This is a genomic window from Thermus composti, from assembly GCF_014647535.1.
Taxonomy (GTDB): Bacteria; Deinococcota; Deinococci; order Deinococcales; family Thermaceae; genus Thermus; species Thermus composti.
In genome coordinates this window covers 94101-120265 of sequence record NZ_BMPJ01000002.1, presented here as the reverse complement: position 1 = coordinate 120265, position 26165 = coordinate 94101, and the positions used below count along the sequence as shown (strand labels likewise).

Here is a 26165-nt window from a genome sequence, read left to right as displayed (position 1 = left end):
TCTCCCCCTAGCGCCTGTGGGGCGGCACCTCTTCCAGCTTAAGCTCCAGATCCTTCCGGGCCTGGTTCAGGGTGCGCTTCTTCACCTTGCCCTCCTCGTAAAGGAGGGCGAGGGCGGCGTAGGCGATGTGCCGGGCGTCCACCTCAAAGAAGTCCCTCAGGGCCTCCCGGGTGTCGGAGCGGCCGAAGCCGTCGGTGCCCAGGACGGCGAAGGGCCGGTCCAGGTAGCCCCGGATGAGGTTGGGCAAGGCCTTGAGGTAGTCGGTGGCCGCCACGACGGGGCCCTCGTGGCCCTGAAGGGCCTCCACCACGTAGGGCTTCCGGGGCTTGCCCAAAAGGCGGGTCTCCCGCTCCGCCTCTATGGCGTCCACGTAGAGGGCCTTGTAGCTGGTGGCGCTCCAGACGTCCGCCACCACCCCGTATTGGGCCAAGAGCTCCTGGGCCTTCAGGGCCTCGTTGAGGATGGGGCCGGTGCCGAAAAGCTGCACCCTTGGGCCCTTCCCCTCCCCCGCCCGGAAGAGGTAAAGCCCCTTTAGGATCCCCTCCTTGACCTTTTCCCGGGGCTCGGGCATGGGGGGGTGGGCGTAGTTCTCGTTCTCAATGGTGATGTAGTAGAAGACGTCCTCCCCCTTGCCGTACATGCGGCGGAGGCCATCCTCCAGGATCACGGCGAACTCGTAGGCGAAGGCGGGGTCGTAGGCCAAGAGGTTGGGGGCGGCCAGGGCGTAGACGTGGCTTTGGCCGTCCTGGTGCTGCAGGCCCTCCCCCGCCAAGGTGGTGCGGCCTGCGGTGGCCCCCAGGAGAAAGCCCCGGGTCCTCTGGTCGGCGGCAGCCCAGACCAGGTCCCCGATCCGCTGCAGGCCGAACATGGAGTAGGTGATGAGGAAGGGGATGGTGGGGATGCCCCAGTGGGCGTAGGCGGTCCCGGCGGCGATGAAGTCGGCCATGGCCCCGGCCTCGGTGATCCCCTCCTCCAGGATCTGGCCCTTCTGGCTCTCCTTGTAGGCGGTGAGGGTGCCGGCGTCCACGGGGATGTAAAGCTGCCCCTGGGGGGAGTAGATGCCCACCTGGGCGATCAACGCCTCCATGCCGAAGGTCCTGGCCTCGTCGGGGACGATGGGGACGATGTAGGGGCCGATCTTGGGGTGGCGGAGGAGCTTGGCCAGGATGCGCACGAAGGCCATGGTGGTGGAGATCTCCCGCCCCCCCGAGCCCTCGTAGAACTCCTGGAAGAACGCCTCGTCCGGGACCTCGAGGCCCCCTTTGAACCGCACCCGACGCTCGGGCACGAACCCCCCTAGGGCCTTGCGGCGCTCCAGGAGGTACTTCACCTCGGGGGAGTCCGGCCCCGGGTGGTAGTAGGGAAGCTCCTTGAGCTTCTCCTCGGGGACGGGGATGCCGAGGAAGCGCCTCGCCTCCTTCAGGTCCTCCTCGGTGAGCTTCTTCACCTGGTGGGCCACGTTCTTGGCCATGACCGAGGGCCCCATGCCGTAGCCCTTGATGGTGCGGGCCAGGATGACCACAGGGCTTCCCTTGTGTTCCACCGCCTCCTTGTAGGCGGCGTAGACCTTGACCAGGTCGTGGCCGCCCCGGCTCCGGGTGAGCTCGGTGAGCTCCTCGTCCGTCATCCCCTCAATGAGCTTTTTGAGCTCGGGGGTGTTGAAGAAGCGCTCCCTAAGCTCCTTCCCCCCGAAGGCGGCGTAGCGCTGGCTTTCCCCGTCCACCAGGGCCTCAAAGCGGCGGAGGAGGTGGCCCTCCTTATCCTTAGCGATGAGGGCGTCCCAGGCCGAGCCCCAGACCACCTTGATCACGTGCCAGCCCGCGCCCCTATAGAGCCTCTCTAGCTCCTGGATGACCTTGGAGTTGCCCCGCACCGGGCCGTCCAGGCGCTGCAGGTTGCAGTTCACCACGAAGATGAGGTTGTCCAGCCTCTCCCGGGCGGCCAGGTGCAAGGCCCCCACGGTCTCGGGCTCGTCGTGCTCCCCGTCCCCCAGGAAGGCCCAGACCTTGGCGGAGCTTTTGGGCTTTAGGCCCCGGTCCTCGAGGTAGCGCATGAAGCGGGCCTGGTAGATGGCCTGGATGGGGCCAAGGCCCATGGAGACCGTGGGGAACTCCCAGAAATCGGGCATGAGCCAGGGGTGGGGGTAGCTGGAAAGCCCCCGGCCCCCGGGCACGGGCGGGTGGACCTCCCGGCGGAAGTTCTCCAGGTCCTCCTCCCTAAGCCTTCCCTCCAGGAAGGCCCGGGCGTAGTTCCCGGGGGAGGCGTGCCCCTGGAAGAAGACCAGGTCCCGGTCCAGCCCCGCCTCCGGCCCCCGGAAGAAGTGGTTGAAGCCCACCTCGTAAAGCTCGGCGATGGAGGCGTAGGTGGCGATGTGCCCCCCGATCCCGTCCGCCTTCTTGTTGGCCCGGGTGACCATCATGGCCACGTTCCAGCGGAGGATGTTGGCGATGCGCTTTTCCAGCTCCAGGTCCCCGGGGTAGGGAGGCTCCTTCTCCTTGGGGATGGTGTTGAGGTAGGGGGTGGAGAGGCGGTTTTGGGGCACGTAGCCCTTGAGGAAGAGGTACTGGTCCAGAAGGTGTAAAAGTTCCTCTACCCGTTCAAATCCCTCCACCCGGAGGACGTACTCCAAGGACTCCAGCCACTCCCGGTTTTCCACCTCGAGGAAGCGGGCCCTTTCCTCCGGGGAGAGGGCAAGGAAAGCCTCTTTCAGCGCTTGCTCCGTCATGGTTCCCCCCGTGCGGTATCTACACTACACCGACCTGCCCTTAGTCTCGGGCAGAAAGGGGGGCTTGTCCAATAGCTTTCCCTGGGTCAAGGTGATAAGATTTTTTTATCATGAACCTGCGCCGCCTCCGCCTCTTCCTGATCCTGGCCCAGGAGGGGAGCTTCCACCGGGCGGCCCAAAAGGCTTACCTCTCCCAGCCCGCCCTCTCCCAGCAGATCCAGGCCTTGGAGCGAGAACTAGGGGTGCGGCTTCTGGAGAGGAAGCCCTTCCGCCTCACCCCGGCGGGGGAGGCCTTAAAGGAGGGGGGGGAGCGGCTTTTGAAGGAAGTGGAGGCCCTTAAGGAGCAGGTGCGGCGGGCCGGGCGGGAGGAGCTTCGGTTCGGGGTCCCGGAGAACCTCCTCCCCGACCTCCTTCCCCTTCTGGACCACCTGCGGCGGGGCCTGGGCCAGGCGGTGGAGGTCCTGGAGATGCACACCCCCGAGCAGGTCCAGGCGCTTTTGGAGGGGCGGCTGGACTACGGCCTGGCGGGGCTTCGGGTGGAGGAGGCCGCCATCGCCCAAGAGCCCCTCCTCAAGGTGCCCATCGTGGTCCTCCTGCCCGAGGACCACCCCCTGGCCGCCCAGGAGCGGGTACCCCTTAAGGCCCTTCGGGAAGAGGCCTTTCTCCTCCTCCCCAAGGACTTCCTCCCCCCCCTTTACGAGGCCTTCATGGAGGTCTTCCGCAAGGCGGGTTTCGCCCCCAAGGTGGCCCGGGAGGTAGCCCGCTTCCCCCAGGCGGTGAGCCTGGTGGCGGCGGGCAAGGGGGTCTACCTTACCCTCGCCCCCTACCGGGTCTTTCCCCACCCGGGGACGGTGATGCGCCCCTTGGAGGAAGAGGCCTTCCTGCAGGTCTCCCTCATCTACCGCAAGGACCCGCCCCCGCCCCGCCTTAAGGAGGTGCGGGCCCTCCTCAAGGCCCTCGCCTTTTAGGCCTTGAGGCCAGGAAGCCCCCCCTCGTCCCAGGCCAGCTCCACCAGGCCGATGAGCTCCTCCACCGGCACCCCGTAGTCCCGGGAAAGCCGGGTGATCTCGTGCCCCAGGCGGCGGAGGTGGTGCACCTCCTCGAGGGTCGCCCCTTGGGCCAGATCCACGAGCCAAGAAAGGAGGGCTTGGGCCTCCTCGTCGGTGAGGCCCTCGGTGAGCGCCTCGTCCTCCAGGAAAAGGTGGATGGGGTCTTCCATCATCGCCTTTTCAGTATCTCCTCCCGGCGCACCAGGCCGAGCCTCCGGGCCAGGGCCTCCAGGTGGGCGGGGTCCTGGAGGAGGGCGATCTCCTCCTTAAGGCGCGCCACCCGGGCCTCCGCCTCGGCCAGGGCCCTTTCCAGCCTAGCCTGTTCCTCTTTGAGCCGGTAGGCCCTCACCCCCTCCTGTCCCAAGAGGAAAAGGGCGTGCACCAGCCCCAGGGCGAAGACCAGGTGCAGGAAGCGGTGAATGGGTCGCATGGCGCTAGGCCCATTATAAGGAGGTTCCCGCCTAAAGGCCCGGAGGTGGACTTATACACTACCTTCCCTAATACCCTGTTGCGTTTGCACACGGGATGTGTATACTGGAATGGAGAAGAAGGAGGAGCCATGCCAAGGACTAAGGAAAAGGAAAACTACAGGACCCGGTTGCGGGCGGTGGGCCTGCGGCATACCCTGCCCCGGGAGCGCATCCTTAGCTACCTGGACCGCAAGAACGTCCACCCCACCCCGGAGGAGCTCTACCAGGGCCTAAAGAAGCGGGGGTACGATATCGGCCTCTCCACCGTCTACCTTAACCTCCACGTCCTCAGGGAGCACGGCCTCATCTACGAGTTCAAGGACCCCAAGGGGACCACCCGCTACGACGGCTACCGCGAGCCCCACGTTCACCTGGCCTGCACCGCCTGCGGCAAGGTGGAGGACCTCCTCCTCAAGAACCTGCCGGAGCTGGACCTCGAGCCCGCCCTCAAGGCGGCGGCGGAGCGGACCGGTTGGGCCCTGGAAGGGTTCCGCCTGGAGTTTAGGGGCAAGTGCCCTAGCTGCCAGGAGTAGACGCTAAAGGCCCGGGGGTTTCCCCGGGCCTTCCCCTAAAGCCCCTCGGCCAGGCGGAGGAGGGTGCGCACCCCGAAGCCCGTTCCCCCCTCGGGGCCCAGGGCGTGGGCCTTCCGGGCGAAGGCGGGACCGGCGATGTCCAGGTGGACGAGGGGCACCCGCACGAACTCCGCCAGGAAGAGGGCCGCCACGATGGCCCCGCCGTAGCGGTCCCCCACGTTCTTGAGGTCGGCCACGGAGCTTTTCAGCTTCTCCCGGTAGGCCTTCTCCAAGGGCATAGGCCAGACCTTCTCCCCCACCTCCCGGGCCGCCTTTAGGACCTTTTCCCCCCAGGCCTCCTCCGTGGCGAAGAGGGCCGCCACCTCCTCCCCCAGGGCCACCATGGCCGCCCCCGTGAGGGTGGAAAGCTCCACGATCCGCTCCGCCCCCTCCCTTTCCGCGTAGGCCAGGGCGTCCGCCAGGGTGAGGCGCCCTTCGGCGTCGGTGTTCATCACCTCCACGGTCTTGCCGGAAAGGGTCTTGAGCACATCCCCCACCCGGTAGGCCCGGCCCGAGATGAGGTTCTCGCAGGCGGCGATGTAGCCCCTTAGCTCCACGGGAAGGCCGAGAAGGGCCGCCGCCTTGAAGGCCCCGAGCACCGCCGCCGCCCCCGCCATGTCGCCCTTCATGGTGGCCATGCCCTCCGTGGGCTTCAGGGAGTAGCCCCCGGAGTCAAAGGTGAGGCCCTTCCCCACCAGGTCCAGCCGGGCCCTGGCGCCCTCTTGGGCGTAGCGGAGCCGGATGAAACGGGGCGGGTTTTCCGAGCCCTGGGCCACGGCCAGGAAGGCCCCCATGCCGAGCTCGGCGATGGCCTTCTCGTCCAAGACCTCCACCTCCACCCCTAGGGCCCTAAGCTCCAGGGCCCGCTCCGCCAGGGCCTCAGGGGTCAGGACGTTGGGGGGCTCGTTCACCAGGTCCCGGGCGAAATAGACCCCTTCCGCCACCTTCCTCGCCCGCTCCAAAAGGGCCTCGGGGACACCCGGAAGGAGGAGGGTGAGGGCCTTTTCCTCCCGCTTGGTCTTGAGCCGGTCAAAGCGGTAGGCCCCGAGGAGAAGGCCCTCGGCCAGGGCGTAGGCGTCCTCCAAAGGCTCCACCAGGACCTCGGGGAAGGCGAGCTTGAGGAGGGCCTGGGCGAGCCTTCCGCCCGTGGCCCGAAGGTCCTCCGAAAGGCCAAAGAGGAAGACGGGGCCTTCCTCCGTGTAAAGGAGGAGGCCCTCCCCCTCCTTGGGACCCGCCTCCGCCAGCGCCCGGGTCAGAAGCCCCTGCAGCCGATGGTCCAGGGCCTTTCCCTGGGGCAAAAGGTCCTTTTGCCGCACGAACGCCACCTTGAGGGGGGCTTGCCCCTCCGCCAGGGTGGCCTGGGTGGACTTAAGCGTGATCACGCCTAGGGTTATACCACGCCTCCCGTGGCAGAATGGAAAGGATGCGGTGGCTTCTCTTGGCGAAGCAGGCGGCCCTCGGGGGAGCGGCGGCCCTCGAGGGGGTGATGATGAAGGCTCCCTGGGCCTGGGCCCTGGCGGTGCGCCTGCCCGACGGAAAGATCCACGTGGAACGCCACGAGGAAAGGGCCCTCGCCGAACGCTACCCCTGGGCGAGGCTTCCCCTCCTTCGGGGGGTGGTGGCCCTTTGGGACGCCCTTTCCGTGAGCTATAGGGCCCTGGCGCGGAGCGCCGAGCTCGCCGGGGGCGAGGAGGTTCCCCGGGGAGCCCTCTGGGGGACGGTGACGGTGAGCCTTCTCCTCGGGATCGCCCTTTTCATCGTCCTCCCCGGCTTCCTCTCGGGGCTTTTCGTGGACGCCGCCCGCCACCCCGTGCTCTATAACCTCCTCGCGGGCCTCCTCAAGGTGGGGATTTTGGTGGGCTACCTCCTTTTCATTCGGCGCATGCCCGAGATAAAGCGCTTTTTCATGTACCACGGGGCGGAGCACAAGGCCATCCACGCCTATGAGAAGGGGCTTCCCCTCACGGTGGAAAACGTCCTGGCCCAGCCCCGCTTCCACCCCCGGTGCGGCACCACCTTCATCGCCTTCGTCATCGTGGTCTCGGTGTTGGTCTATAGCCTCATCCCCGCCCCCGAGGTCCTCTGGTGGCGCCTTTTTGCCCGGGTCCTCTTCCTGCCCGTGGTGGCGGCCTTGGCCTTTGAGCTCCTCTACTTCTCCGCCCGGCACGACGACCCCCTCTCCCGGTTCTTGAGGGAGCTTGGCTTCCGCTTCCAGGCCCTCACCGTGGCCGAGCCCACCCCGGAGATGGTGGAGGTGGCCATAAGGAGCACCGAGGCGGCCCTCGGGGAGAAGGTGGTGGCATGAAGCGGGTTCTCGTGGCCATGTCGGGGGGGGTGGACTCCTCCGTGGCCGCCCTCCTCTTGAAGCGGGCGGGCTACGAGGTGGTGGGGGCCATGATGCGCTTCTGGCCCGACCTTCCCCCCCCAAGCCTGGAAGGGGGCAAGCCCCGGGCCTGGGAGAGCTGCTGCACCCCGGACGCCGCCTACGAGGCCCGGCGGGTGGCGGAGCTTTTGGACATCCCCTTCTACCTTCTGGACTACCGGGAGGTCTTTGAGGAGGAGATCATCGCCCCCTTCCTCCGGGACTACGCCCAAGGGCGCACCCCCAACCCTTGCGCCCGGTGCAACACCTTTGTCAAGTTCGGGGCCCTCCTCAAGCAGGCCCGAAGGCTCGGCCTGGACTACGTGGCCACGGGGCACTACGTGCGGAGGGAAGGCCTTGCCCTCCTTAGGGGCCTAGACCCCCACAAGGACCAGACCTACTTCCTCTGGGGCACCCCCAAGGAGGCCATCCCCCACCTCCTCTTTCCCGTGGGGGGGCTCACCAAGCCCGAGGTGCGCAAGCTGGCCGAGGAAGCGGGCCTGCCCACCGCCAGGAAGCCGGAAAGCCAGAACCTCTGCTTCGTGGCCGGGGACGTGCGGGGCTTCCTCCGGGAGAGGCTTCCCCTGCGCCCGGGCCCCCTGGTGGACGCCCTCACGGGGGAGGTGGTGGGGGAGCACCAGGGGGCAAGCCTCTACACCCTGGGCCAGCGGAAGGGCCTCGGCCTCCGCAAGACCCACCTGGAAAGGTACGTGGTGGGCATAGACCCGGAGGCCAACGTGGTCTACGTGGGTCCCAAGGAGGCCTGCTACTGGGGGGGCCTCGAGGGCGAGGAGGTGAACCTCCTGGCGGAGCTCCCCGAGGAGGTGGAGGTCCAGGTGCGCTACCGCACTCCTCCCGTTAAGGCCAAAGTGGAGTCTTTAAAGCCTTTGCGCCTCCGCTTCCAAAGCCCGGTCTTCGCCGTCACCCCGGGGCAGAGCGCCGTCTTTTACCAAGGGGAAAGGCTTCTTGGGGGGGCGGTGATCCGGCGGGGGCTTTACAACCTGGCGGGGCTCGAGGATCCCCGCGCCTTGACCTTCTCCTGACAAAACCCGGTCAGAGTGTAGGTGGGAGGTTGAGCGATGCGAAAGGCACTCGGTCTTGCGATCCTGGCCCTAGCGGGCACGGCCTTGGCCCAGATCCGGGCGGACGGCTCCTCCACCGTCTACCCCATCACCCAGGCGGTGGCGGAGGAGTTCACCGCCCGCAACCCCAACATCCGGGTGGTGGTGGCCTTCTCGGGCACGGGAGGCGGCTTCAAGAAGTTCTGCCGTGGGGAGACGGACATCCAAAACGCAAGCCGCCCCATCATGCCCGAGGAGCTCAAGGTCTGCCAGAAAAACGGGGTGGCCTTCGTTGAGATCCCCGTGGCCTACGACGCCCTCACGGTCATCGTGAACCCCAGGAACACCTGGGCCACCTGCCTGAAGACCCAGGAGCTCAAGGCCATCTGGGAGCCTAACTCCAAGATCCAGCGCTGGAGCCAGATCCGCCAGGGCTGGCCCAACCAGCCCCTGAGGCTCTACGGGGCGGGGGCGGACTCCGGCACCTTTGACTACTTCACCGAGGCCATCGTGGGCAAGGCCAAGGCCATCCGCACCGACTACCAGCCCACGGAGGACGACAACGTCACCATCCGGGGGGTGGCGGGGGACACCTACGCCATGGGCTTTTTGGGCTACGCCTACTACGAGGAGAACAAGGACAAGGTGAAGGCGGTGGCGGTGGACGACGGCAAGGGGTGCGTCCTTCCCACCCGGGAAAACGTCCTCAACGGCACCTACCAGCCCCTCGCCCGGCCCCTCTTCATCTACGTGAACGTCAAGAGCCTGGAGCGGCCGGAGGTGAAGGCCTTCGTGGACTTCTACCTCTCCCCCGCCGCCCGGAGGGCCATCCGCTCCACCGGGTACATTGAGCTCCCCGCCGAGGCCTACGCCATCGGCCAGGAGCTCGTGAAGCGGAAGAAGACCGGCACCTTCTTCATGGAGTTGCCGGCGGGCACGCCCCTTTCCAGGTTCGTGGAAGAGCTCAGGAAGGAACTCAGGTAAACCCGTCCCTGCCCGGGGGTGGGGGCAAGCCCCACCCCCTTTAGAATGGGAAAGGCATGGAGATCCTGAAGCAAAAGCCCTCGAGGCACCCCTTGGAGGTCCTCACCTTCCTCCTTCTCCTCCTCCTTTCCTGCGTCACCCTCCTCACCACCTTGGGGGTCATCCTGAGCCTCTTGGGGGACGTGGTGGAGTTCTTCCGCCGGGTGCCCTTAAGGGAATTCCTCTTCGCCCCCGAGTGGACCCCCCTCTTCGCCAACCCCCGCTACGGCATCGCCCCCTTGGTCCTGGGCACCTTCCTGGTCACCGCCATCGCCCTTTTGGTGGCTATTCCCCTGGGCCTAAGCCTGGCCGTCTACATCTCGGAGTACCTCACCCCGGGAAGGCGCGCCCGGATCCTGGGGGTCCTGGAGCTTTTCGGGGGTATCCCCACGGTGGTCTTCGGCTACTTCGCCCTCCTCTTCGTCACCCCGCTTTTGCAGAAGGTGATCCCCGGTCTAAGCCTCTTTAACCCCCTTTCCGCCGGCCTGGTGATGGGCTTCGCCATCCTCCCCTACGTCTCCAACGTGGCCGCCGACGCCATGCAGTCCGTGCCCCGCTCCATCCGGGAAGCGGCCTACGCCCTGGGGGCGAGGCCCTACGAGGTGGCCCTAAAGGTGGTCTTCCCCGCCGCCCTCTCCGGCATCATCGCCGCCATCATCCTGGCGGCAAGCCGGGCCATCGGGGAGACCATGATCGTGGCCATCGCCGCAGGCCAGCGCCCCGCCCTCACCCTGGACCCCCGGGAGACCATCGCCACCATGACCAGCTACATCGTCCAGGCGGCCACCGGGGACCAGCCCGTGGGCAGCACCGCCTACTACGCCCTCTTCGCCGTGGGCTTCACCCTCTTTCTCCTCACCCTCCTCCTCAACATCCTGGCCCAGTGGGTGGTGGAACGCTACCGGGAGCGGTATGAATAGGACCCTCACCCCTTCTCCAGAGTCCTTCGCCCAAGACCCCTGGAAGGCCCGCATTGACCGGGTCTTCGCCCGGGCCCTGGTCCTCCCCCTCCTTCTCGCCTTGGGCCTCCTCGCCCTCCTCCTGGGGGACACCCTCTACCGGAGCGTCTCCGTCCAGGTGGTGCGAGCCGACATGGGCCCCGGGCACACCTACCCCTTCGGCCTTTCGGCGGAGGCCATCCTAAGGCAGGAGCTCCTGGCCCAAGGCTACACCGAGGAGGAGGCGGACTTCATGCTCCAAGACCCCAAGGAGCGGAGCGCCCTCTTCCTGCAAAACCGGGTGGAGCTCATGTGGAACACCCACGAGGGCCCCTTCCGCTACGTGGTCACCAACGTCTACGACAAGCGGGTGGCGGACTTCTCCTTGGCGGAAGGGCTTCGGCGCTGGAACGAGCTTAAGGCCAACCTTCAGGAAGGGGAGCGCCTGGTCTTAAACCCCTGGCTGGACCAGACCTTCCTCACCCGCCCCCCTTCCCGCTCCCCCCTCACAGCGGGGATCGGGGTGGCCGTCTGGGGCACGGTCTGGGTCCTCTCCTTGGCCCTCCTCCTGGCCATCCCCGTGGGCGTGGGCACCGCCATCCTCCTGGAGGAGTACCTGCGGGAGGGGCGGCTTTCCCGCCTCCTGGAGGTCAACCTCCGCAACCTGGCCGGGGTGCCCTCCATCGTCTACGGGCTTTTGGGCCTGGCCCTCTTCGTGCGGGGGATGGGGCTTGGGCCCAGCGTCCTGGCCGCCGCCCTCACCCTGGGGCTTTTGGGCATCCCGGTCATCGTGGTCACCGCCCGGGAGGCCTTGAGGGCGGTCCCCGAGTCCATGCGTTTGGCAGCCTTCGCCCTGGGGGCCACCCGCAGGCAGGTGGTCTTCCGGGTGGTGGTCCCCGCCGCCCTGCCCGGGATGGTCACCGGGGTGATCCTCTCCGCCGCCCGGCTCATCGGGGAGGCGGCCCCCCTCCTCCTGGTAGGGGCGGCGGCCTACGTGCCCTTCGCCCCCACGGGCCCCCTTTCCCAGTACACGGTGATCCCGGTGCAAATCTACCTCTGGATCAGCCAGAACCAGCCCGAGTTCGCCCGGGTGGCGGCGGCGGGCATCCTGGTGATGCTCCTCCTCCTTTCCGTGCTTTACCTGCTGGCCCTTTACCTCAGGAACCGCTTCAGGAGGGAATGGTGAGCCTGGAACAGCTGAAAGAGCACCAGACCGTGCGCACCGAGCCGGTGCCGGAAAGCCAAGCCCTGGTGGACGTGCGCCACCTCAACCTCTGGTACGGGCCGAAGCAGGCCCTTTACGGCATCTCCGTGCGCTTTCCCAAAAACCAGGTCACGGCCATCATCGGCCCCTCGGGGTGCGGGAAGAGCACCCTCCTCCGCTCCCTCAACCGCATGAACGACCTGGTGCCCGGGGTGCGGGTGGAGGGCGAGGTCCTTTATGAAGGGGTGAACATCTACGATCCCCGGGTGGACCCGGTGGCGGTGCGCCGCCACATCGGCATGGTCTTCCAAAAGCCCAACCCCTTCCCCAAGACCATCTTTGAGAACGTGGCCTTCGGCCTAAGGCTCATGGGGGTGAAGGGAAGCGAGCTGGAGGACCGGGTGGTGGAGGCCTTGAAGCGGGCCGCCCTCTGGGAAGAGGTCAAGGACCGCTTCAAGAAGGAAAGCGGCCTAAGGCTTTCCGGCGGGCAGCAGCAAAGGCTTTGCATCGCCCGGGCCATCGCCGTGGAGCCGCCCCTCCTCCTCATGGACGAGCCCACCAGCGCCCTGGACCCCATCGCCACCCAGGCCATAGAGGACCTGATCCTGGAGCTCAAAAAACGCTACACCGTGGTCATCGTCACCCACAACATGCAGCAGGCGGCCCGGGTTTCCGACCGCACCCTTTTCATGCACCTGGGGGTTCTGGTGGAGGAGGGCCCCACGGAGGTCCTCTTCACCAAGCCCAAGCACCCCTACACCGAGGCCTACATCACCGGGCGCTTCGGCTAAAATCGGCCCATGTCCGCCCTCGGCCTCCTCTTCCTCACCCTCTTTAACAGCGTCCTGGGGCTTTCCATCCTGTTTCCCATCCTGGGCCCCTTGGGCCGGGAGCTGGGCCTAAGCGAGGTCCAGGTGGGGCTTTTCTCCACGGGCTACGCCCTGATGCAGTTCCTCCTTTCCCCCTACTGGGGTAGGCGGAGCGAACGGGGCCGGAAGCCCGTCCTCCTTTTGGGCATCCTGGGCTTCGCGGCGAGCTTTTTCCTCTTCGGCCTCTTCGCCCTCCTGGGGCAAAAGGGCGTTCTTTCGGGAGGCCTCCTTTTCCCCCTCCTCCTTCTGGCGAGGCTTCTGGGCGGGGCCTTTAGCTCCGCCACCCTGCCCACGGCCCAGGCCTACGTGGCCGACGTCACCGGGCGGGAAAACCGCACCACAGGCATGGCCCTTTTGGGAGCGGCCTTTGGCCTGGCGGTGATCCTGGGGCCCGCCCTGGGAGCGGGGCTTGCCGCCCTTTTTGGCCTCCTCGCCCCCGTCTTCTTCTCGGCGGGGATCGCCCTCCTAAACGCCCTTTTCGTCCACCTGGTCCTCCCCGAGTCCAAACCCCGAGGGACCGAAGCCGGGGCGCGGCTTTCCCCCTTTGACCCCAGGGTCTTCCCCCTCCTCCTCTTGGGCTTCGCCCTGAACCTCTCCAGCGTGGCCCTGGAGCAGACCATCGCCTTTTACTTCCAGGACCGGCTTCTCCTAAGCGGGGTGGAGACGGCCCAGAAGGTGGGCCTGGCCCTGGTCCTCTATGGGATCGTGGCCGTCTTCGTCCAGGGTGTCCTGGTGCGCAAGACCGGATGGCCCCCGAAGGTCCTCCTCTCCTTAGGCCTTCCCCTGGGGATCCTGGGCTTCGTCCTCCTGGTCTACGCCAAGACCTTCTGGGTTTTGGCCTTGGGCCTCGCCCTCCAGGGGGCGGGCCAAGGCTTAGCCCTCCCCGGGGTCACGGCGGCCCTTTCCCTGGCCGTGGGCGAGGGGGAGCAGGGCCTGGTGGCGGGGCTTAATAGCTCCGCCCAGGCTCTGGGGAGGATGCTCGGGCCCATGGTGGGCACGGGGCTCTACCGCCTGGCCCCCGAGGGGCCCTACGTCCTTGGAGCCTCCCTCCTCCTCCTCGCCCTCCTCTTCCTCCCCGTCCTCTTCCGCAGGGTGAAGCTCTGATGCGGTTGCTCCTCTTCCGGCAGCGGAACTTTCGCAACCTGGTCCTCGCCGAGTTCCGGCCCCCCTCGGGCCTTTTCGCCGTGGTGGGGGGGAACGGGCAGGGAAAGACGAGCCTCCTCCTCGCCTTCCACCTAGCCCTGGGGGGGGAGGTAAGGGGGGGGCTCGCCGACCTGGTCCGCTTCGGGGAGGCCGAGGCCTGGCTTTTCGCTGAGGTGGAAACCCTCCTCGGCACCTACCGGGTGGAGCAGCGCCTGGGGAACGGGGGGCGGGAGGTGCGCCTTAACGAGAAACCCGTTCCCCTAAGGGGCCTTTGGGAGCTACCGGGATCGGTCCTGGTGCTCCCCGAGGACGTGGAGGTGGTCTTGGGAAGCAAGGAGGAGCGGCGGGCCTTCCTGGACCGGCTCATCGCCCGCTTCTCCCGGCGTTACGCCGCCCTTCTTTCCGCCTACGAGAAGGCCCTGCGCCAGCGCAACGCCCTCCTCAAGGCCGGGGAAGGGGAGCTTGGGGTCTGGGACCGGGAGCTCGCCCGCTACGGGGAGGAGATCCGCACCCTCAGGCGGCGCTTCCTCAAGCGCTTCCTTCCCCTTTTCCAAGAAGCCCACCGGGCCCTGGCCCCGGGGGAGGCCGGGCTTCTTTTGGAGGAGACAGCCCCCGAGGGGCTCCTCGAGGCCCTAAAGGCCCGTCGGGAAGAGGAGCGCCTAAGGGGGCAGACCCTGGTGGGCCCTCACCGGGACGAGCTGGTCTTTCTCCTCGAGGGCAGGCCCGCCCACCGCTTCGCCAGCCGGGGCGAGGCCAAGGCTTTGGCCCTGGCCCTCCGCCTGGCGGAACACCGCCTCCTTTGGGAGCACCACGGGGAAGCCCCCCTCCTCCTGGTGGACGAGTGGGGGGAGGAGCTGGACGAGGCCCGCAGGCAAGCCCTCCTCGCCTACGCCAAGGCCCTGCCCCAGGCGGTCCTGGCCGGGCTTTCCGCCCCCGAAGGGGCCCTGGTATGCTCCATGCAAGGGGGGGTGGTCCTCTGCCCTGGCGGCTAAAGGAGGTGATCCCCGAGGCCCTAAAGCGGGCGGGGGGAAAGGAGCGGCTTAAGCGGGGCATGGTCCTCGCCTTCTGGAAGGAGGTGGCGGGCCCCGGACTTGCCCGCTTCACCGAGGCGGTGGCCCTGGAGGAGGGGACTTTGGTGGTGGTGGTGCCCGACCCCGTGGCGGCCCACCAGCTCACCTACGCCCGCCTGGCCCTCCTCAAGCGCTACGAGGAGCGCTTCCCCGGGATGGTGCGGGAGATCCGCTTCCAGGTGGGCAGGGTAGAACCGCCCCCACCCGAGCCCGTCCCGGAGGACAAGGAGAAGGCCTTGGAAGCGAGCCGCAAGGCGCTCCTTCTGGCGGAGGCGGCCCCCCCCGCCCTCAAGGAGCGGGTGGCCCGGGCGGCCCGGGCCCTTTTTCTCCACCAGCGGGGAAGCCCCTGCCCCATCTGCGAGGCCCCAAGCCCCACCCACCCCTGCCCCACCTGCCGCCGCCTCCTCCAAGACCCCGCCGTCCGGAAGGAGGCGGAGCGCCTCTACAGGGGTAGGCCCTCGAGGCTTTCCGGCGAGCCCCTGGCCGCCGCCCGGCACCTGGCCCGGGAAAAGCTCCTCACCGAGATGCGGGAGCTTTACCCCGAGGCCTTGCGGGAACCAAGCCTTATACCCCTCCTCAAGGACCTGGCCCAGCGCTTTCAAAAGCTCTTCCCCCAGGAAGCCCTACCTGAAGGGGTGCGAAGCCTCCTCTCCCGGGAAGGGTGAAGCCCCGGCCTTTAGGCCGGGGCCTTATGGTGGGCGGCAGAGGACTTGAACCTCTGGCCTCTCGCTTGTAAGGCGAGCGCTCTGACCAGCTGAGCTAGCCGCCCGTGGTGACCCCAGGGGGAGTCGAACCCCCGCTTCGGCCTTGAGAGGGCCGCGTCCTAACCGCTAGACGATGGGGCCCCGAAAGGCACGCACGGGCCGCCCATAGGGGATTCTACCCTCACCCCTCCCCACGAGGCAAGGCGCCCACCGCCTAAGGACCCTTTCCTCGCCCCCAAGGGGCCTCAAAGCCCCAAGGAGACGTACTTCACCTCTAGGTACTCCTCTAGGCCCCACTTCCCCCCTTCCCGGCCAAGCCCCGAGCGCTTCACCCCGCCGAAGGGAGCCTGGGGCGTGGAAGGGACCCCGTCGTTCACCCCCACGATCCCGTAGGCCAGGGCCTCGGAAACCCGGAAGGCCCGGGAGAGGTCCCGGGTAAAGACGTAGGCCGCAAGCCCCACCGGGAAGGCGTTGGCCCAGGAAACCGCCTCCTCTTCTTCACGGAACACGGTGATGGGCGCCACCGGCCCAAAGGTCTCCTCCCGGAAAAGGAGGCTTTCTCGCTTCACGTCCAAAAGCACCGTGGGCGCGAAGAAAAGCCCCTTGGCCTCACCCCCCACCACGAGCCTTGCCCCCAGGGCCAGGGCGTCCTCCACGTGGGCCTGGACCTTCCTGAGGGCCGCCTCGTTCACCAGGGGGCCGATGTCCGTCTCCTCGGAAAGGGGATCCCCCACCTTGAGGGCCCGGACCCTTTCGGCGTAGGCCTGGGCAAAGGCCTCGGCAATGGGGGCCTCCACGAAGATCCGGTTGGCCGCCACGCAAGACTCCCCGGCGTTGCGGAACTTGGCCCGAAGCGTCTCCTCCACCGCCCTTTCCAGATCGGCGTCGGCGAAAACCAGCACGGGCGCCCCGCCCCCTAGCTCCAGGGAAACCCGCTTCAAGGTTCTAGCCGCCCTCTCGTAAAGACGGACCCCCACCTCCGTGCTCCCCGTGAAGGTGAGCTTGCGGATCCTTTCGTCCTCCAAGAAGGGCCGGGAAACCCCCTCGGGGTCCGAGGTGGGCAGGACCTGGAAAACCCCGGGAGGCCCCCCCGCCTCCTGAAAAAGCCGGGCCAGGTAGAGGGCCGTGAGGGGGCTTTCCTCCGCCGGCTTGAGCACAAAGGTGCACCCCGCCGCCAGGGCCGGGGCCGCTTTCCGGGTCACCATGGCCGCAGGGAAGTTCCAGGGGGTGATCCCGTAAACCGGGCCCACGGGCTCGTAGCGCACCAGGATCCGCTTGTGGGGGAACTGGGAGGGCACGGTCTCCCCATAGATCCGCTTGGCCTCCTCGGCGTACCACTCCACGAACCCCGCGGCGTAGGCCACCTCGGCCCGGCCCTCCTTGAGGGGCTTGCCCATCTCCAGAGCCATGAGCTGGGCCAGGGGCTCCTGGTGCTTTAGGATGAGCTCGTACCAGCGCCGAAGCACCCCCGCCCGTTCGTAGGCCGTGGCCCTGCTCCAGGCGGGAAAGGCCCGCACCGCCGCCTCCAAGGCCTCCTTGGCCTCCTCCTCGCCGCAGTCCGCCACCTCGGCCACCACCTCCCCCGTGGCCGGGCTGACCACAGAAAAGCGGCGGGGAAGAGAACGCCAAGCCCCGTCCAGAAAAGCCTCCTTGGGAAACTCCAGGCGCTCCATGGACCCACGCTCCTTCCCCTCAAGCCTACCACTTAGGGGGCCGCGCCCCGGGGACCTTTTTATGGGAAAATGGTGGGCCGTGCAGGATTCGAACCTGCGACCTACCGATTAAAAGTCGGTTGCTCTGCCAGCTGAGCTAACGGCCCAATAGCCTATGTGATTATAGGCCAAGGGGAGAGGGTTGTCCACCGCTTATCTGACCCCGCCTTTAAGGCGCTCCATGAAGCGCAGGCCAAACCCCTCCTCCACCACCCGCCGTTTCAGGGCCTCCAGGAAGAAGGGCCGGGGGTGGACCGCCTCGAGGGCCACCTTAGGCAAGGGGGCTTCCCCCAGGAAGGCGAAGAAGTCCCCGTCCGCCCAGGGAGGCACCCAAGCCCCGCTCCGGCAGAGGAAAACCCGGTGGAAGACCCCTTCCACCCGCCCCCCCGGGTCCAGCGCCCGCGCCACCGGGACCCGGGGCTCGGGCTCCAAGGAGGGGTCCCGCCAGGGAGGGTAATAGACCCGAAGCCTTGCCCCCAGGCGGTGGTAGAAGACCATCCAGTCGTCGCAGGCGGGCTCCTCCCCCAAGGGGCGGTAGCCGGCGTCGTGGTGGGCGTCAAAGAGGACCACCTCCTCCACCCCTTGGCGCACCTTGGGGTGAAAGGCTAAAGCGTTGGTGTCGGCGTAGTAAAGCACCGCCCCGGGGGCGAAGGCGAAGCGCCCCCAAAAGCCCTCCCACCCCGGGCCCCGGGCAGGGGAAGCCCCCGGAGGAGGAAGGCCAAGGCCCGCTCCTCCCACACCTCCTCCCGGTAATAGGGCGTCTCAAAGTGGGCCCAGGCAAAGAGGGGGGCCAGGGGGTCCTTGGGGACTTGGGGCACGGGGAAGAAGTAGTCAAAGTCCACCACGAGAAGGCGCATCCATAACCCCTAGATAAGGGGCCGCGCGGTGGTTTCGCAACAGGCTTGGAAAGCCCCCTTTGGGGCCCCCACCGCGGCGAAAGCCGCCAGGGGCCACTTAGAAAGCCCCCGCCTAAAAGGCGGGGGCCCTTCGCGCCCAAGGGGCTACCAGATGTAGAAGATGGTGACGATGACCAGCCAGACGGCGTCCACCAGGTGCCAGTACATGCTGGCGGCCTCGAGGGTGCCGTGGTGGTGCAGGGTGATCTTGCCCCTCAGGGCCTGCAGGTAGGCCAGGACCAGGCCGAAGCCCCCGATCACCACGTGCAGGCCGTGGAGGCCCACAATGGTGAAGAAGGCCGCCGTCCAGAGGTTCTCCTGCCAGCTGGAGTGGCTGTGGAACTGGTAGAACTCCCAGGACTGCACCAGGAAGAAGAGGACGCCCAGGATGATGGTGATGAGAAGCCCGAAGCGGAAGGGGTTGAACCGGCCCCGCCTGAGGTCGTGGTGGGCGAAGTGCACGGTGAAGGAGGAGCTCACCAGGAAGAAGGTGTTGAGGAGGGCAAGCCAAAGGGCGGGCCTTTCCTCAGGGGGCACCGCCGCCCCGGAAAGCCGCAGGTAGAGGTAGCCGGCGATGAGGATGGCGAAGAGGCCCACCTCCGAGACGATGAACCAGGCCATCCCCATCCAGGCGTTGGACTTGCCGGAGAGGGTGTGGTGCTCCACCGGGTGGCTGTACTCGTCCTCGAGGGCCCAGCGCACGAGGCCGTAGGCGAAGAGGGCCAGGAAGACCCACATCCAGACGTTGGGCACGGGGAGGGCCGCCACCGCTACGAAGAAGGCGAAGAGGGTGGCCGCGGAGTAGAAGGGCCAGAAGGAGCTATTGGGCAGGTGGATGTGGCTGGGGTCCTCGGGCTCGAGCTTGACCCCCTTCTTGGCCCAGTCGTAAAGGGGCCTCTCGGAGGGGAACTCCGTGGGGAGCTTCACGTCAAAGTTATGGGCCTTGGGAGGCGAGGCGGTGAGCCACTCCAGGGTGTAGCCACCCCAGGGGTTCTCGGGGGCCTTGGGACCGGAGCGGAGGCTTTTCAGCATGTTGTAAACCCAGACCAGGCCGCCCAGGCCCAGGATGAAGGCCCCGACGGTGGAAATGAAGTTGAGCTCGGGCCAGCCGGCGATGTCGGCGTTGTAGGTGTAGTAGCGCCGGGGCATGCCCAGGTAGCCCAGGGCATACTGGGGCAGGAAGGTGACCAGGTAGCCCACCAAAAAGAGCCAGAAGTGGAGCTTGCCGAGCCTTTCGTCGTACATCCGGCCCGTCATCTTAGGCCACCAGTAGTAAAGCCCGGCAAAGGCCCCGAAGGCACTCCCCGCCATGAGCACGTTGTGGAAGTGGGCCACCACGAAGTAGGAGTCGTGGAACTGGTAGTCCAAGGGAGTCATGGAGAGCATGACCCCGGTGATCCCCCCAAGGAGGAAGTTGAAGATGAAGCCCAGGACCCAGTAGAGGGGGGTCTTCATCTGCAGCTTCCCGCCCCAAAGGGTGCCGATGAGGTTAAAGAGCTTCACCCCCGTGGGCACGGCGATGAGGGCGGTGAAGAAGGCGAAGGCAATCTGGAAGAGGGTGGACTCGCCCACGGTGAACATGTGGTGGGCCCAGACCATGGTCCCCAGGACCACGATCCCCATCTGGGCCCAGACCATCTGCTTGTAGCCGAAAAGGGGCTTGCGGGCGAAGGTGGAGGCCACCTCGGCCAGGATGCCCAGGTAGGGGAGGAGCATCACGTAGACCGTGGGGTGGGAGTAGAACCAGAAGAATTGCTGGAAGAGAACGGGATCACCCCCGATGGCCGGGTTGAACCAGGTGAGGCCGATCTTGCGGTCCAAGAGGACGAGGAGCGTGGCGGCGGTGAGGCCCGCCAGGGAGAAGAGGTTGAGGACGCTGGCGGCGAAGACGCTCCACACGTACATGGGCATCTTCCAGAGGCTCATCCCCTGAGCCCGGAGGTTATAGATGGTGGCCACGAAGTTGGCGTTACCGAGGAGGCTGGAGAAGCCCAGAAGGAGGATGGCCGCCAGGTAGAAGTCCACCCCGCTCCCCGACTGGGCGGAGAAGGGGTAGTAGAAGGTCCAGCCTACGCTAGGGGCCCCGCCCGGGAAGAAGTAGCTCATGAGGGCGAGGATAATGGCCCCCAGGAAGGCCCAGTAGCTGAAGGCGTTGATCCGGGGAAGGGCCACGTCCCTTGCCCCCAGCATCAGGGGCACCACGAAGTTGCCGAAGCCGGTGAGCCCGGCCTGGATGATGAAGAAGAAGAGCATGGTGGCCCCGTGCAGGGTGAGGATCTGGTTGTACTGCTCCCCGGTGAGGAAGGTGTTGTTGGGCACGGCCAGCTGGGCGCGGATGAGGAGGGAGAAGACCCCAGCCAGGGCGAAGGCGAAGAAGGCGGTGGCCGTGTACATGAGGCCGATCTTCTTGTGGTCCACGGTGGTGAGCAGGTCCCAAAGGACCGCCCACACTCCGGCTTTGGGTTTTGCGGTGATGGCCATCCCTAACCTCCCTTAGAACTTGGGCAAGGCCTTGAAGTCAAACCCTTCCACCTTTAGGCCCTCCAGGTAGCGGACCAAGGCCTCCAGGTCCTCCTCGGAAAGCTGGGGGAAGCCGGGCATCTTGGACCCAGGCTTCATGGCGAGGGGGTCCTTGATCCAGGCCTTGAGGTTTTCCGGGGTGTTCTCCACGATCCCCGCCGCCAGGCTGGTGCGGTTGCCCATAAGCCCAAGGTCGGGCCCGATGACCGCGGGGGGCATGCTCCGGGCCACGCCGTGGCAGGCGGCGCAGTTCTGCTGGAAGACCTGCTGGCCCCGCTCATCGGCCACGGGGGGGGCCGCCTTGGCCTGCTCCACGAAGCGGTCAAACTCCTCCTTGGGAAGGACCACCACGCGGAAGAGCATCCGGGCGTGGCTCGCCCCGCAGAGCTCGGCGCAGAAGCCGTAGTAGAGGCCAGGCTCCTTGGGTTCAAAGGAAAGCCGGGTCGTTTGTCCCGGAATGGCGTCCCGCTTGCCGGCAAGCCCCGGCACCCAGAAGGAGTGGATCACGTCCTTGGAGGTGATCTCCAGCTCCACGGGAACCCCGGCGGGGAGGATGAGCTCGTTGGAGTTCCTGAGGCCCAGGCTCGGGTAGTGGAAGTCCCACCAGAACTGGTAGCCCGTGACCTCCACCTTGAGGGCCCCGGGGATGGGGCGGTTCACCTGGATGAGGGCCTTGGCCGTGAGGCCGAAGAGGACGAAGACGATGGCCAAGGGGATGAGGGTCCAGACCACCTCGAGGCGGTCGTTCCCGTGGATCTGGGGAGGCTCCCCCTCGTCCCCGGGCCTGGCCCTGAACTTCCAGGTGACGTAGGCCAAGGCCCCCGCCACCACGGCGAAGATGACCACGGAGAAGAAGTAGACCCAGGGCCAGAGGAAGGCCACCTCCTGGTTGTAGGAGCCCCCAGGGTGGGTGATGGCCACCCGGTGGGCTTCCTGGGCTAAGCCTAGACCCAAAAGACTGAGCGCCGCGATACCTTTTCTCATCCACTCCCTCCCTAAAGCGCCCGATCCACCGCCATGGCCACGAACAAGAGGGCCAGGTAGAGCATGGAGTATTTATACAGCGAAACCGCCGTCCCCCGCTCGGGCTGGCGGTAGAGGGCCAGGCTCTTAAGGATCAGCAACCCGTTTAGGAGGAGGCTCGAGGCCAGGTAGAAGAGGCCGAGCTCCCCCATGGCCAAAGGCATCACCGAGATGAGGGCGGTGAGGAGGGCGTAGAGGGCGATCTGGATCACCGTGGCCCGCTCCCCCAGGACCACGGGGAGCATGGGCACCCCCACCGCCCGGTAATCGTCCTGGATCATGAGGGCCAGGGCCCAGAAGTGGACCGGGGTCCAGAAGAAGATGAGGGCGAAGAGGTACCAGGCGAAAAGGCTCAGCTCCCCGCTGACCGCGGCCCACCCCACCAGGGGCGGGAAGGCCCCGGCCGCTCCCCCGATGACGATGTTCTGCCAGGTGCGCCGCTTGAGGTAAAGGGTGTAGACCAAAACGTACCAGAGGAGGCCCATGAGGGCCAGGGTGGCGGCGAGGAGGTTCGCCCCCCACCAGAGGACGGCGAACCCCAAGACGGCGAGGGCGAAGGCGAAGAGGAGGGCGTCCCGGCTGGAAATCCTTTGGGTCACGGTGGGCCGCCTGGCGGTGCGCCGCATCCTGGCGTCAATGTCCCGGTCCACCACCATGTTGAGGGCGTTGGCCGCCCCGGCCATCATGTAGCCGCCCAGGGCCACGGCCAGGAAAACCTTAAGGCCGGGCCAGCCCTTGGCGGCGATGAAGGAGGCGAGGAGGGCGGTGAAAAGGAGAAGGCTGATCACCCGGGGCTTGGTGAGGGCCAGGTAGTCCTTCCAGGTGGCCCCGCCCGTCCCCCGGTGGACCTCATCCCCGCCCTCCCCCAGCTCCACCCGCCTCGCCCCTTGGGCCAGGGCCGCGGCCCCCAGGAGGACGAAGAGGAGCCAGACGGCGTAGGCCAGAAGCAGGTGGAGAAGCTGCATCCACACCGGAGCCTTGAGCCAAACGTTCACAAGGCCCGCCAGGAGCTGCACCCCGTAGAGGTAGGCGAGAAGGCGGGCGAGCCCCTGGGCCGTGGGGGAAGGCCTCAGGTGGGCCACCAGAAAGCCGGCGAAGACCACGTAAAGCCCCACGCTCACGGCGATGAGGGGGTGGAGGATGCGGAGGCGCACCAGGAAGTGCTCCCCTGGGGTCAAGGAGCGCTCCAGGGCCTCGAGGCTACTCCGCACGGGGAAAAGCAGGTCCCCCAAGGCGGTCACCGCCCCGCTCATCCCCAGGAAAAGGAGAGCGAGAAGCCCGAGGGCCAGGGCGAACCCCACCGCCCCCTGTCCCCGAAGGCGCAAGGGGCTTCCCCCGGAGGCCCACCAGGCGGTGAGGGCCAAGGCAGCGAGGAGGAAGTAGGTGTTGGCCAGGTGGACCATCTGGACCACGGCCCTTTCCGGGCTCACGTTATCGGCCACCCAGCCGAAGAGGACCAGGGAGGCCCCCACCAGGCTCTCCGCGACCATGAAGAAAAGGGATAGCCCCGCCCCAAACCGGGCCGGGTGCCCCTTGGGGAAGGCGCGCCAGACCCAAAGGAAGAGGAAAAGAACGGAGAGGAAGGCCAGGCCCGAGGTGGCCCGGTGGGTGAACTCAATGAGGGTTTCCACCTGGGGCGCGCGGGGGATCACCTCCCCGTTGCAGGTGGGCCAGTGGGCCCCGCACCCCGCCCCCGAGCCCGTGGCCCGCACGTAGGCGCCCCACAAGGCCACCAGGACGTTCCAGAGGAGAACTGCCCAGGCGTAGCGGCTCAAGCGTGCTCGGTTCATAAAAACCCCGTCCCCCTCCGGGGGCACCCCCATTTTGCCAGAAGGCCCGGGGAAGGGAGGAAGGTACATTTGTCCCTTCCCGCGCCTCGAGCCTAATACCCCACACCCCTATGGCGCAAGCCCCTATTCCACCCGGGGACCGGCGGCCCGCACCTCGGGGGGAACGCCCTCGGCGTACTTCTGGAAATTCTCCTGGAAAAGGCGGGCGAGCTTCCGGGCCTGCCGGTCGTAGGCCTCCTTATCCTCCCAGGTACCCCGGGGGTCCAGAAGCTCCTTGGGCACGCCCGGGACCTCCTCCGGCACCGCAAAGCCGAAGATGGGATCCTTCCGGTAGGGCACCTTCTCCAAGGCCCCGGAAAGGGCGGCGTGGAGGAGGGCCCGGGTGATGGGCAAGGGAAAGCGGCGCCCCACCCCGTAGGGCCCCCCCGTCCAGCCGGTGTTCAGCAGGTAGACCCGGGGGCCGTGCTTTTGGATCTTCTCCCCCAGCATCCGGGCGTAGACCCCGGGGTGCATGGGGAGGAAAGGCGCACCGAAACAGGCGGAGAAGGTGGCCCTAGGCTCGGTGATGCCCCTTTCCGTCCCCGCCACCCGGGCGGTGTAGCCGGAGAGGAAGTAGTACATGGCCTCTTCCGGGGTGAGGCGGGCGATGGGGGGAAGGACCCCGTAGGCGTCGGCGGAGAGGAAGAAGATGGCCTTAGGGTGGCCCGCCATCCCCGACTCCACCACGTTCTCCAGGTGGGCGATGGGGTAGGAGGAGCGGGTGTTTTCCGTCTTGGTGTCGTCGTCCCACTCCACCCGGCGGCTTTCCGGGTTCACCACCACGTTTTCCAGGATGGCCTCAAACTGGTTGGAGGCCTTGTAGATAAGGGGCTCGTTCTCCGGGGAGAGGCGGATGACCTTGGCGTAGCACCCCCCCTCAAAGTTGAAGACCCCCTCCTCGCTCCAGCCGTGCTCGTCGTCCCCGATCAAGGGGCGCTCGGGGTCGGTGGAGAGGGTGGTCTTGCCGGTGCCGGAAAGCCCGAAGAAGACCGCCACGTCCCCCTCCCGCCCCACGTTGGCCGAGGCGTGCATGGGGAAGACCCCCTGCTTGGGCATGAGGTAGTTCATGACGGTGAAGATGCTCTTCTTGATCTCCCCGGCGTACTTGGTGCCCACGATGAGGACGAGGCGCCTTTGGAAGCTAATGCCCACAAAGACCTCGCTCCTGGTCCCGTCCCGCTCGGGCACCGCCTGGAAGTAGGGGGCGTGGACCACGGTGAAGCCGGGCTGGAAGCGCTCCACCTCGTCGTCGTTGCCGAAGCGGCGGGGCAGGAGAAACATGTTGCGGGCGAAGAGGGCGTGCCAGGGGCTTTCCGTGATCACCCGCACCGCCAGGCGGTAGCGCCGGTCGGCCCCGGCGTAGAGGTCCTGCACGTAGAGGTCGCGCTCGGAGAGGTACTGGGCCACCCGCTCCAGAAGGGCCTGAAAGGCCTCGGGGGGAAAGGGCTGGTTCACCTCCCCCCACCAGATCTCCCCCTCCACCTCGGGCTCCCGCACCACGAACTTGTCCTTGGGGCTTCTCCCCGTGTAGGGGGTGGTGTCCACCACCAAAGGCCCCTTGTGGGCTAAGAAGCCTTCCCCCCGCGAAAGGGTGTGCTCCACCAGGATGGGGGAAACCGTGTTCCAAAAGACCCGCCTTTTCGGTTGAATACCTATATATTGCAGGTCGGCCATGGACGCCTCCTTATGTTCAATCTATCACATTTGCTTTTCCATGCTTCCATCCGCAAGCCCCTCGTACCCCGGCCGGCCTAAAAGGGCGAAGGTGAGCCGCTTGCCCAGCTCCACCCCCGGCTGGTCAAAGGCGTTCACCCCCCAAAGCTCCCCCAAGAAGGCGGTCTGCCACATGAGGTGCTGCAGGAGCCAGCCCACGGCGTAGGGGGAAACCTCCGAGAGGTAAAGGGCGTAGACCTTCTGCCCCGCCTCGGCCAGGGCCCGGTAGGTGGCCTCGGCCTCGGCCTTTAGGAGCTGGAACATCCCCTTGCCGAAGAGGTATTCCGCCTCCTCAAGGCCTTCCACCTCCGGCAGGAGGAGGTCCTCCGTGGGGGCCTCGGGCACCACCAGGGTGAGGAGCTTGTCCAAGGGGCCCTCCCGGAAGAGCTGCACCTGGGCGTGCTGGTCCTTGGGGCCCAGGGCGGGGAGGGCGGTGGTCCCCACCCGCCTGCCCTCCCGGTCCACCTTGCCCAAGGACTCGTCGTGGAGCTGGACGAACCAGGCGGGAAGGTGCTTTAAGCGCTCGGAGTAGACCATGAAGACGTGCACGGGCAGGTGGCGGTGGAGGTGGTGAAGGAAGGCGGTCTTCAGGGGCAGGTTGGCCTCCAGGGGGCTTAGGGCCTGCTCGTTGGCCTTCCTGGCCCCCATGAGGAGGGCCTCGAGGTCGGCGTCGGCGAAGGCCAGGGGCAGAAGCCCCACGGGGGAGAGGACGGAAAACCGCCCCCCCACGTTCTCGGGGATGGCGAAGGCCCTTATCCCTTCCCGCTCGGCGAAGGCCCGCAAGGGGCCCTTCTTGGGGTCGGTGGTCAGGACCAGGTGGCGCCGCCACCCCTCGCCCAGGTGGGCCTTAAGCCAGTCCAAAAAGACCAGAAGCCCCGCCAGGGTCTCGGCGGTGCTCCCCGACTTGGAGGCGGCGTGGACCAGGGTCTTCCGGGGGTCCAGGGTGCGGAGAAGGGCGAGGATGGGCTCGGGCTCCACGTGGTCCACGTAGTGGAAGCGCACCCCGCTTTGGCGGAAGGCGGCCTCCAGGGCCATGGCCCCCAGGGAACTCCCCCCGATCCCGATGTGGACGAAGTCCTCCACCCAAGGGTTCGCCTCCCGGAAGCGGCGGATTTCCCTCAGGGTCTCCGTGTCCTCGGGGAGGTCTATCCAGCCCAGCATGTTCTGAGGGTCCCGCCGCTTGGCCAAAAGGGCCTCCTGGGCGGCCTTTAGGGCCTCGGCGTGGGCCTTTAGGGTCTCGGGGAAGCCGGGGAGGAAGCGGGTGTCCAACCGGAGCATGGGT

At 67.1% G+C, this 26165-nt stretch carries 21 protein-coding genes, 3 tRNA genes and 1 pseudogene; 11 read left to right on the top strand and 14 right to left on the bottom strand.

Translation table 11 applies throughout. The annotated features are described in order from the left end of the window. Nucleotides 1-7: 7 nt before the first annotated feature. Nucleotides 8-2725, bottom strand: a complete 2718-nt coding sequence (aceE, locus tag IEX93_RS01380) for a pyruvate dehydrogenase (acetyl-transferring), homodimeric type (protein ID WP_188845646.1) — start codon at nucleotides 2723-2725, stop codon at nucleotides 8-10. Between the two features lie 110 nt (nucleotides 2726-2835). Here aceE and IEX93_RS01375 point away from each other — a divergent pair, with 110 nt between their 5' ends. Beyond that, nucleotides 2836-3693, top strand: a complete 858-nt coding sequence (locus tag IEX93_RS01375) for a LysR family transcriptional regulator (protein WP_188845644.1) — start codon at nucleotides 2836-2838, stop codon at nucleotides 3691-3693. Here IEX93_RS01375 and IEX93_RS01370 read toward each other — a convergent pair. Both IEX93_RS01370 and IEX93_RS01365 read right to left on the bottom strand, forming a co-directional pair. Beyond that, nucleotides 3690-3947, bottom strand: coding sequence for a hypothetical protein (locus IEX93_RS01370; RefSeq protein WP_188845642.1), 258 nt, complete (start codon nucleotides 3945-3947; stop codon nucleotides 3690-3692). The two genes, IEX93_RS01375 and IEX93_RS01370, sit on opposite strands and share 4 nt — an antisense overlap. Continuing rightward, nucleotides 3944-4204 carry an FtsB family cell division protein gene (locus IEX93_RS01365; protein WP_188845641.1) on the bottom strand — a complete coding sequence of 87 codons (261 nt, stop codon included), beginning with the start codon at nucleotides 4202-4204 and terminating at the stop codon, nucleotides 3944-3946. The genes IEX93_RS01370 and IEX93_RS01365 overlap by 4 nt, the downstream gene beginning before the upstream one ends. A 129-nt stretch (nucleotides 4205-4333) precedes the next feature. Here IEX93_RS01365 and IEX93_RS01360 point away from each other — a divergent pair, with 129 nt between their 5' ends. Next, nucleotides 4334-4777, top strand: coding sequence for a Fur family transcriptional regulator (locus tag IEX93_RS01360; RefSeq protein ID WP_188845639.1), 444 nt, complete (start codon nucleotides 4334-4336; stop codon nucleotides 4775-4777). A gap of 35 nt (nucleotides 4778-4812) precedes the next feature. Here the strand turns inward: IEX93_RS01360 and IEX93_RS01355 are convergent, their stop codons facing one another. Further along, a complete protein-coding gene (locus IEX93_RS01355) occupies nucleotides 4813-6198 on the bottom strand; it encodes a leucyl aminopeptidase (RefSeq protein WP_188845637.1) in 1386 nt (461 codons plus the stop codon). Nucleotides 6199-6239: 41 nt separating this feature from the next. Between IEX93_RS01355 and IEX93_RS01350 the strand changes: the two genes are divergently transcribed. The 9 genes from IEX93_RS01350 to IEX93_RS01310 are packed head-to-tail and all read left to right on the top strand — an operon-like array spanning nucleotide 6240 to nucleotide 15151. After that, nucleotides 6240-7121: a DUF1385 domain-containing protein gene (locus IEX93_RS01350; RefSeq protein ID WP_188845634.1), complete on the top strand. Its 882-nt coding sequence runs from the start codon at nucleotides 6240-6242 to the stop codon at nucleotides 7119-7121. Beyond that, nucleotides 7118-8221 (top strand): tRNA 2-thiouridine(34) synthase MnmA, encoded by a 1104-nt coding sequence (mnmA, locus tag IEX93_RS01345; protein WP_188845633.1) that lies wholly within the window; start codon nucleotides 7118-7120, stop codon nucleotides 8219-8221. Before IEX93_RS01350 ends, mnmA begins: the two co-directional genes overlap by 4 nt. Before the next feature lie 36 nt (nucleotides 8222-8257). Then, complete coding sequence (locus IEX93_RS01340; RefSeq protein ID WP_188845631.1) at nucleotides 8258-9223, top strand: PstS family phosphate ABC transporter substrate-binding protein; 966 nt, start codon at nucleotides 8258-8260, stop codon at nucleotides 9221-9223. Nucleotides 9224-9279: 56 nt separating this feature from the next. Next, the gene (gene pstC / locus IEX93_RS01335) at nucleotides 9280-10182 is read left to right on the top strand and encodes a phosphate ABC transporter permease subunit PstC (RefSeq protein ID WP_188845629.1); all 903 of its coding nucleotides are present in this window, start codon (nucleotides 9280-9282) and stop codon (nucleotides 10180-10182) included. Then, nucleotides 10175-11386 carry a phosphate ABC transporter permease PstA gene (gene pstA / locus IEX93_RS01330; RefSeq protein WP_188845627.1) on the top strand — a complete coding sequence of 404 codons (1212 nt, stop codon included), beginning with the start codon at nucleotides 10175-10177 and terminating at the stop codon, nucleotides 11384-11386. Before pstC ends, pstA begins: the two co-directional genes overlap by 8 nt. Further along, nucleotides 11380-12195, top strand: a complete 816-nt coding sequence (gene pstB / locus IEX93_RS01325) for a phosphate ABC transporter ATP-binding protein PstB (RefSeq protein WP_188845625.1) — start codon at nucleotides 11380-11382, stop codon at nucleotides 12193-12195. The genes pstA and pstB overlap by 7 nt, the downstream gene beginning before the upstream one ends. Nucleotides 12196-12204: 9 nt before the next feature. Then, a complete protein-coding gene (locus IEX93_RS01320; RefSeq protein WP_188845623.1) occupies nucleotides 12205-13377 on the top strand; it encodes an MFS transporter in 1173 nt (390 codons plus the stop codon). Next, nucleotides 13377-14408 carry a DNA replication/repair protein RecF gene (gene recF / locus IEX93_RS01315; RefSeq protein WP_188845622.1) on the top strand — a complete coding sequence of 344 codons (1032 nt, stop codon included), beginning with the start codon at nucleotides 13377-13379 and terminating at the stop codon, nucleotides 14406-14408. The genes IEX93_RS01320 and recF overlap by 1 nt, the downstream gene beginning before the upstream one ends. After that, complete coding sequence (locus IEX93_RS01310; RefSeq protein ID WP_371863140.1) at nucleotides 14366-15151, top strand: DciA family protein; 786 nt, start codon at nucleotides 14366-14368, stop codon at nucleotides 15149-15151. Before recF ends, IEX93_RS01310 begins: the two co-directional genes overlap by 43 nt. Nucleotides 15152-15178: 27 nt before the next feature. Here IEX93_RS01310 and IEX93_RS01305 read toward each other — a convergent pair. The 10 genes and pseudogenes from IEX93_RS01305 to pgi all read right to left on the bottom strand — a co-directional run bounded on the left by IEX93_RS01305 (nucleotide 15179) and on the right by pgi (nucleotide 26161). Continuing rightward, nucleotides 15179-15255, bottom strand: a tRNA-Val gene (locus IEX93_RS01305). Between the two features lies 1 nt (nucleotide 15256). Beyond that, nucleotides 15257-15331 (bottom strand) — tRNA-Glu (locus IEX93_RS01300). Between the two features lie 104 nt (nucleotides 15332-15435). Next, the gene (locus IEX93_RS01295; RefSeq protein WP_188845620.1) at nucleotides 15436-16863 is read right to left on the bottom strand and encodes an NAD-dependent succinate-semialdehyde dehydrogenase; all 1428 of its coding nucleotides are present in this window, start codon (nucleotides 16861-16863) and stop codon (nucleotides 15436-15438) included. A 70-nt stretch (nucleotides 16864-16933) separates the two neighbouring features. Continuing rightward, nucleotides 16934-17009: transfer RNA gene (locus IEX93_RS01290), tRNA-Lys, on the bottom strand. 46 nt (nucleotides 17010-17055) lie between these two features. After that, nucleotides 17056-17759 (bottom strand): annotated as a pseudogene (locus IEX93_RS01285) (hypothetical protein). 144 nt (nucleotides 17760-17903) lie between these two features. Then, nucleotides 17904-20279, bottom strand: a complete 2376-nt coding sequence (gene ctaD / locus IEX93_RS01280) for a cytochrome c oxidase subunit I (RefSeq protein WP_188845619.1) — start codon at nucleotides 20277-20279, stop codon at nucleotides 17904-17906. Between the two features lie 12 nt (nucleotides 20280-20291). Next, nucleotides 20292-21302 (bottom strand): cytochrome c oxidase subunit II, encoded by a 1011-nt coding sequence (coxB, locus tag IEX93_RS01275; RefSeq protein WP_188845618.1) that lies wholly within the window; start codon nucleotides 21300-21302, stop codon nucleotides 20292-20294. Between the two features lie 11 nt (nucleotides 21303-21313). Continuing rightward, nucleotides 21314-23131, bottom strand: coding sequence for a heme o synthase (locus tag IEX93_RS01270; RefSeq protein WP_188845617.1), 1818 nt, complete (start codon nucleotides 23129-23131; stop codon nucleotides 21314-21316). A gap of 123 nt (nucleotides 23132-23254) precedes the next feature. Next, on the bottom strand, nucleotides 23255-24844 hold the full coding sequence (gene pckA / locus IEX93_RS01265; protein ID WP_188845616.1) for a phosphoenolpyruvate carboxykinase (ATP): 1590 nt from the start codon (nucleotides 24842-24844) through the stop codon (nucleotides 23255-23257). Between the two features lie 24 nt (nucleotides 24845-24868). After that, complete coding sequence (gene pgi, locus IEX93_RS01260) at nucleotides 24869-26161, bottom strand: glucose-6-phosphate isomerase (protein ID WP_188845615.1); 1293 nt, start codon at nucleotides 26159-26161, stop codon at nucleotides 24869-24871. Between the last annotated feature and the right edge of the window lie 4 nt (nucleotides 26162-26165).

Coding starts and splice junctions, on each gene's coding strand:
- IEX93_RS01340 (WP_188845631.1), top strand. CDS start 8,258: ATGCGAAAGGCACTCGGTCTTGCGATCCTGGCCCTAGCGGGCACGGCC.
- coxB (WP_188845618.1), bottom strand. CDS start 21,302: ATGAGAAAAGGTATCGCGGCGCTCAGTCTTTTGGGTCTAGGCTTAGCC.
- pstA (WP_188845627.1), top strand. CDS start 10,175: ATGAATAGGACCCTCACCCCTTCTCCAGAGTCCTTCGCCCAAGACCCC.
- pckA (WP_188845616.1), bottom strand. CDS start 24,844: ATGGCCGACCTGCAATATATAGGTATTCAACCGAAAAGGCGGGTCTTT.
- IEX93_RS01350 (WP_188845634.1), top strand. CDS start 6,240: ATGCGGTGGCTTCTCTTGGCGAAGCAGGCGGCCCTCGGGGGAGCGGCG.
- mnmA (WP_188845633.1), top strand. CDS start 7,118: ATGAAGCGGGTTCTCGTGGCCATGTCGGGGGGGGTGGACTCCTCCGTG.
- IEX93_RS01270 (WP_188845617.1), bottom strand. CDS start 23,131: ATGAACCGAGCACGCTTGAGCCGCTACGCCTGGGCAGTTCTCCTCTGG.
- IEX93_RS01375 (WP_188845644.1), top strand. CDS start 2,836: ATGAACCTGCGCCGCCTCCGCCTCTTCCTGATCCTGGCCCAGGAGGGG.
- IEX93_RS01360 (WP_188845639.1), top strand. CDS start 4,334: ATGCCAAGGACTAAGGAAAAGGAAAACTACAGGACCCGGTTGCGGGCG.
- IEX93_RS01365 (WP_188845641.1), bottom strand. CDS start 4,204: ATGCGACCCATTCACCGCTTCCTGCACCTGGTCTTCGCCCTGGGGCTG.
- ctaD (WP_188845619.1), bottom strand. CDS start 20,279: ATGGCCATCACCGCAAAACCCAAAGCCGGAGTGTGGGCGGTCCTTTGG.
- recF (WP_188845622.1), top strand. CDS start 13,377: ATGCGGTTGCTCCTCTTCCGGCAGCGGAACTTTCGCAACCTGGTCCTC.
- pgi (WP_188845615.1), bottom strand. CDS start 26,161: ATGCTCCGGTTGGACACCCGCTTCCTCCCCGGCTTCCCCGAGACCCTA.
- aceE (WP_188845646.1), bottom strand. CDS start 2,725: ATGACGGAGCAAGCGCTGAAAGAGGCTTTCCTTGCCCTCTCCCCGGAG.
- IEX93_RS01370 (WP_188845642.1), bottom strand. CDS start 3,947: ATGATGGAAGACCCCATCCACCTTTTCCTGGAGGACGAGGCGCTCACC.
- IEX93_RS01310 (WP_371863140.1), top strand. CDS start 14,366: ATGCTCCATGCAAGGGGGGGTGGTCCTCTGCCCTGGCGGCTAAAGGAG.
- IEX93_RS01295 (WP_188845620.1), bottom strand. CDS start 16,863: ATGGAGCGCCTGGAGTTTCCCAAGGAGGCTTTTCTGGACGGGGCTTGG.
- pstB (WP_188845625.1), top strand. CDS start 11,380: ATGGTGAGCCTGGAACAGCTGAAAGAGCACCAGACCGTGCGCACCGAG.
- IEX93_RS01320 (WP_188845623.1), top strand. CDS start 12,205: ATGTCCGCCCTCGGCCTCCTCTTCCTCACCCTCTTTAACAGCGTCCTG.
- pstC (WP_188845629.1), top strand. CDS start 9,280: ATGGAGATCCTGAAGCAAAAGCCCTCGAGGCACCCCTTGGAGGTCCTC.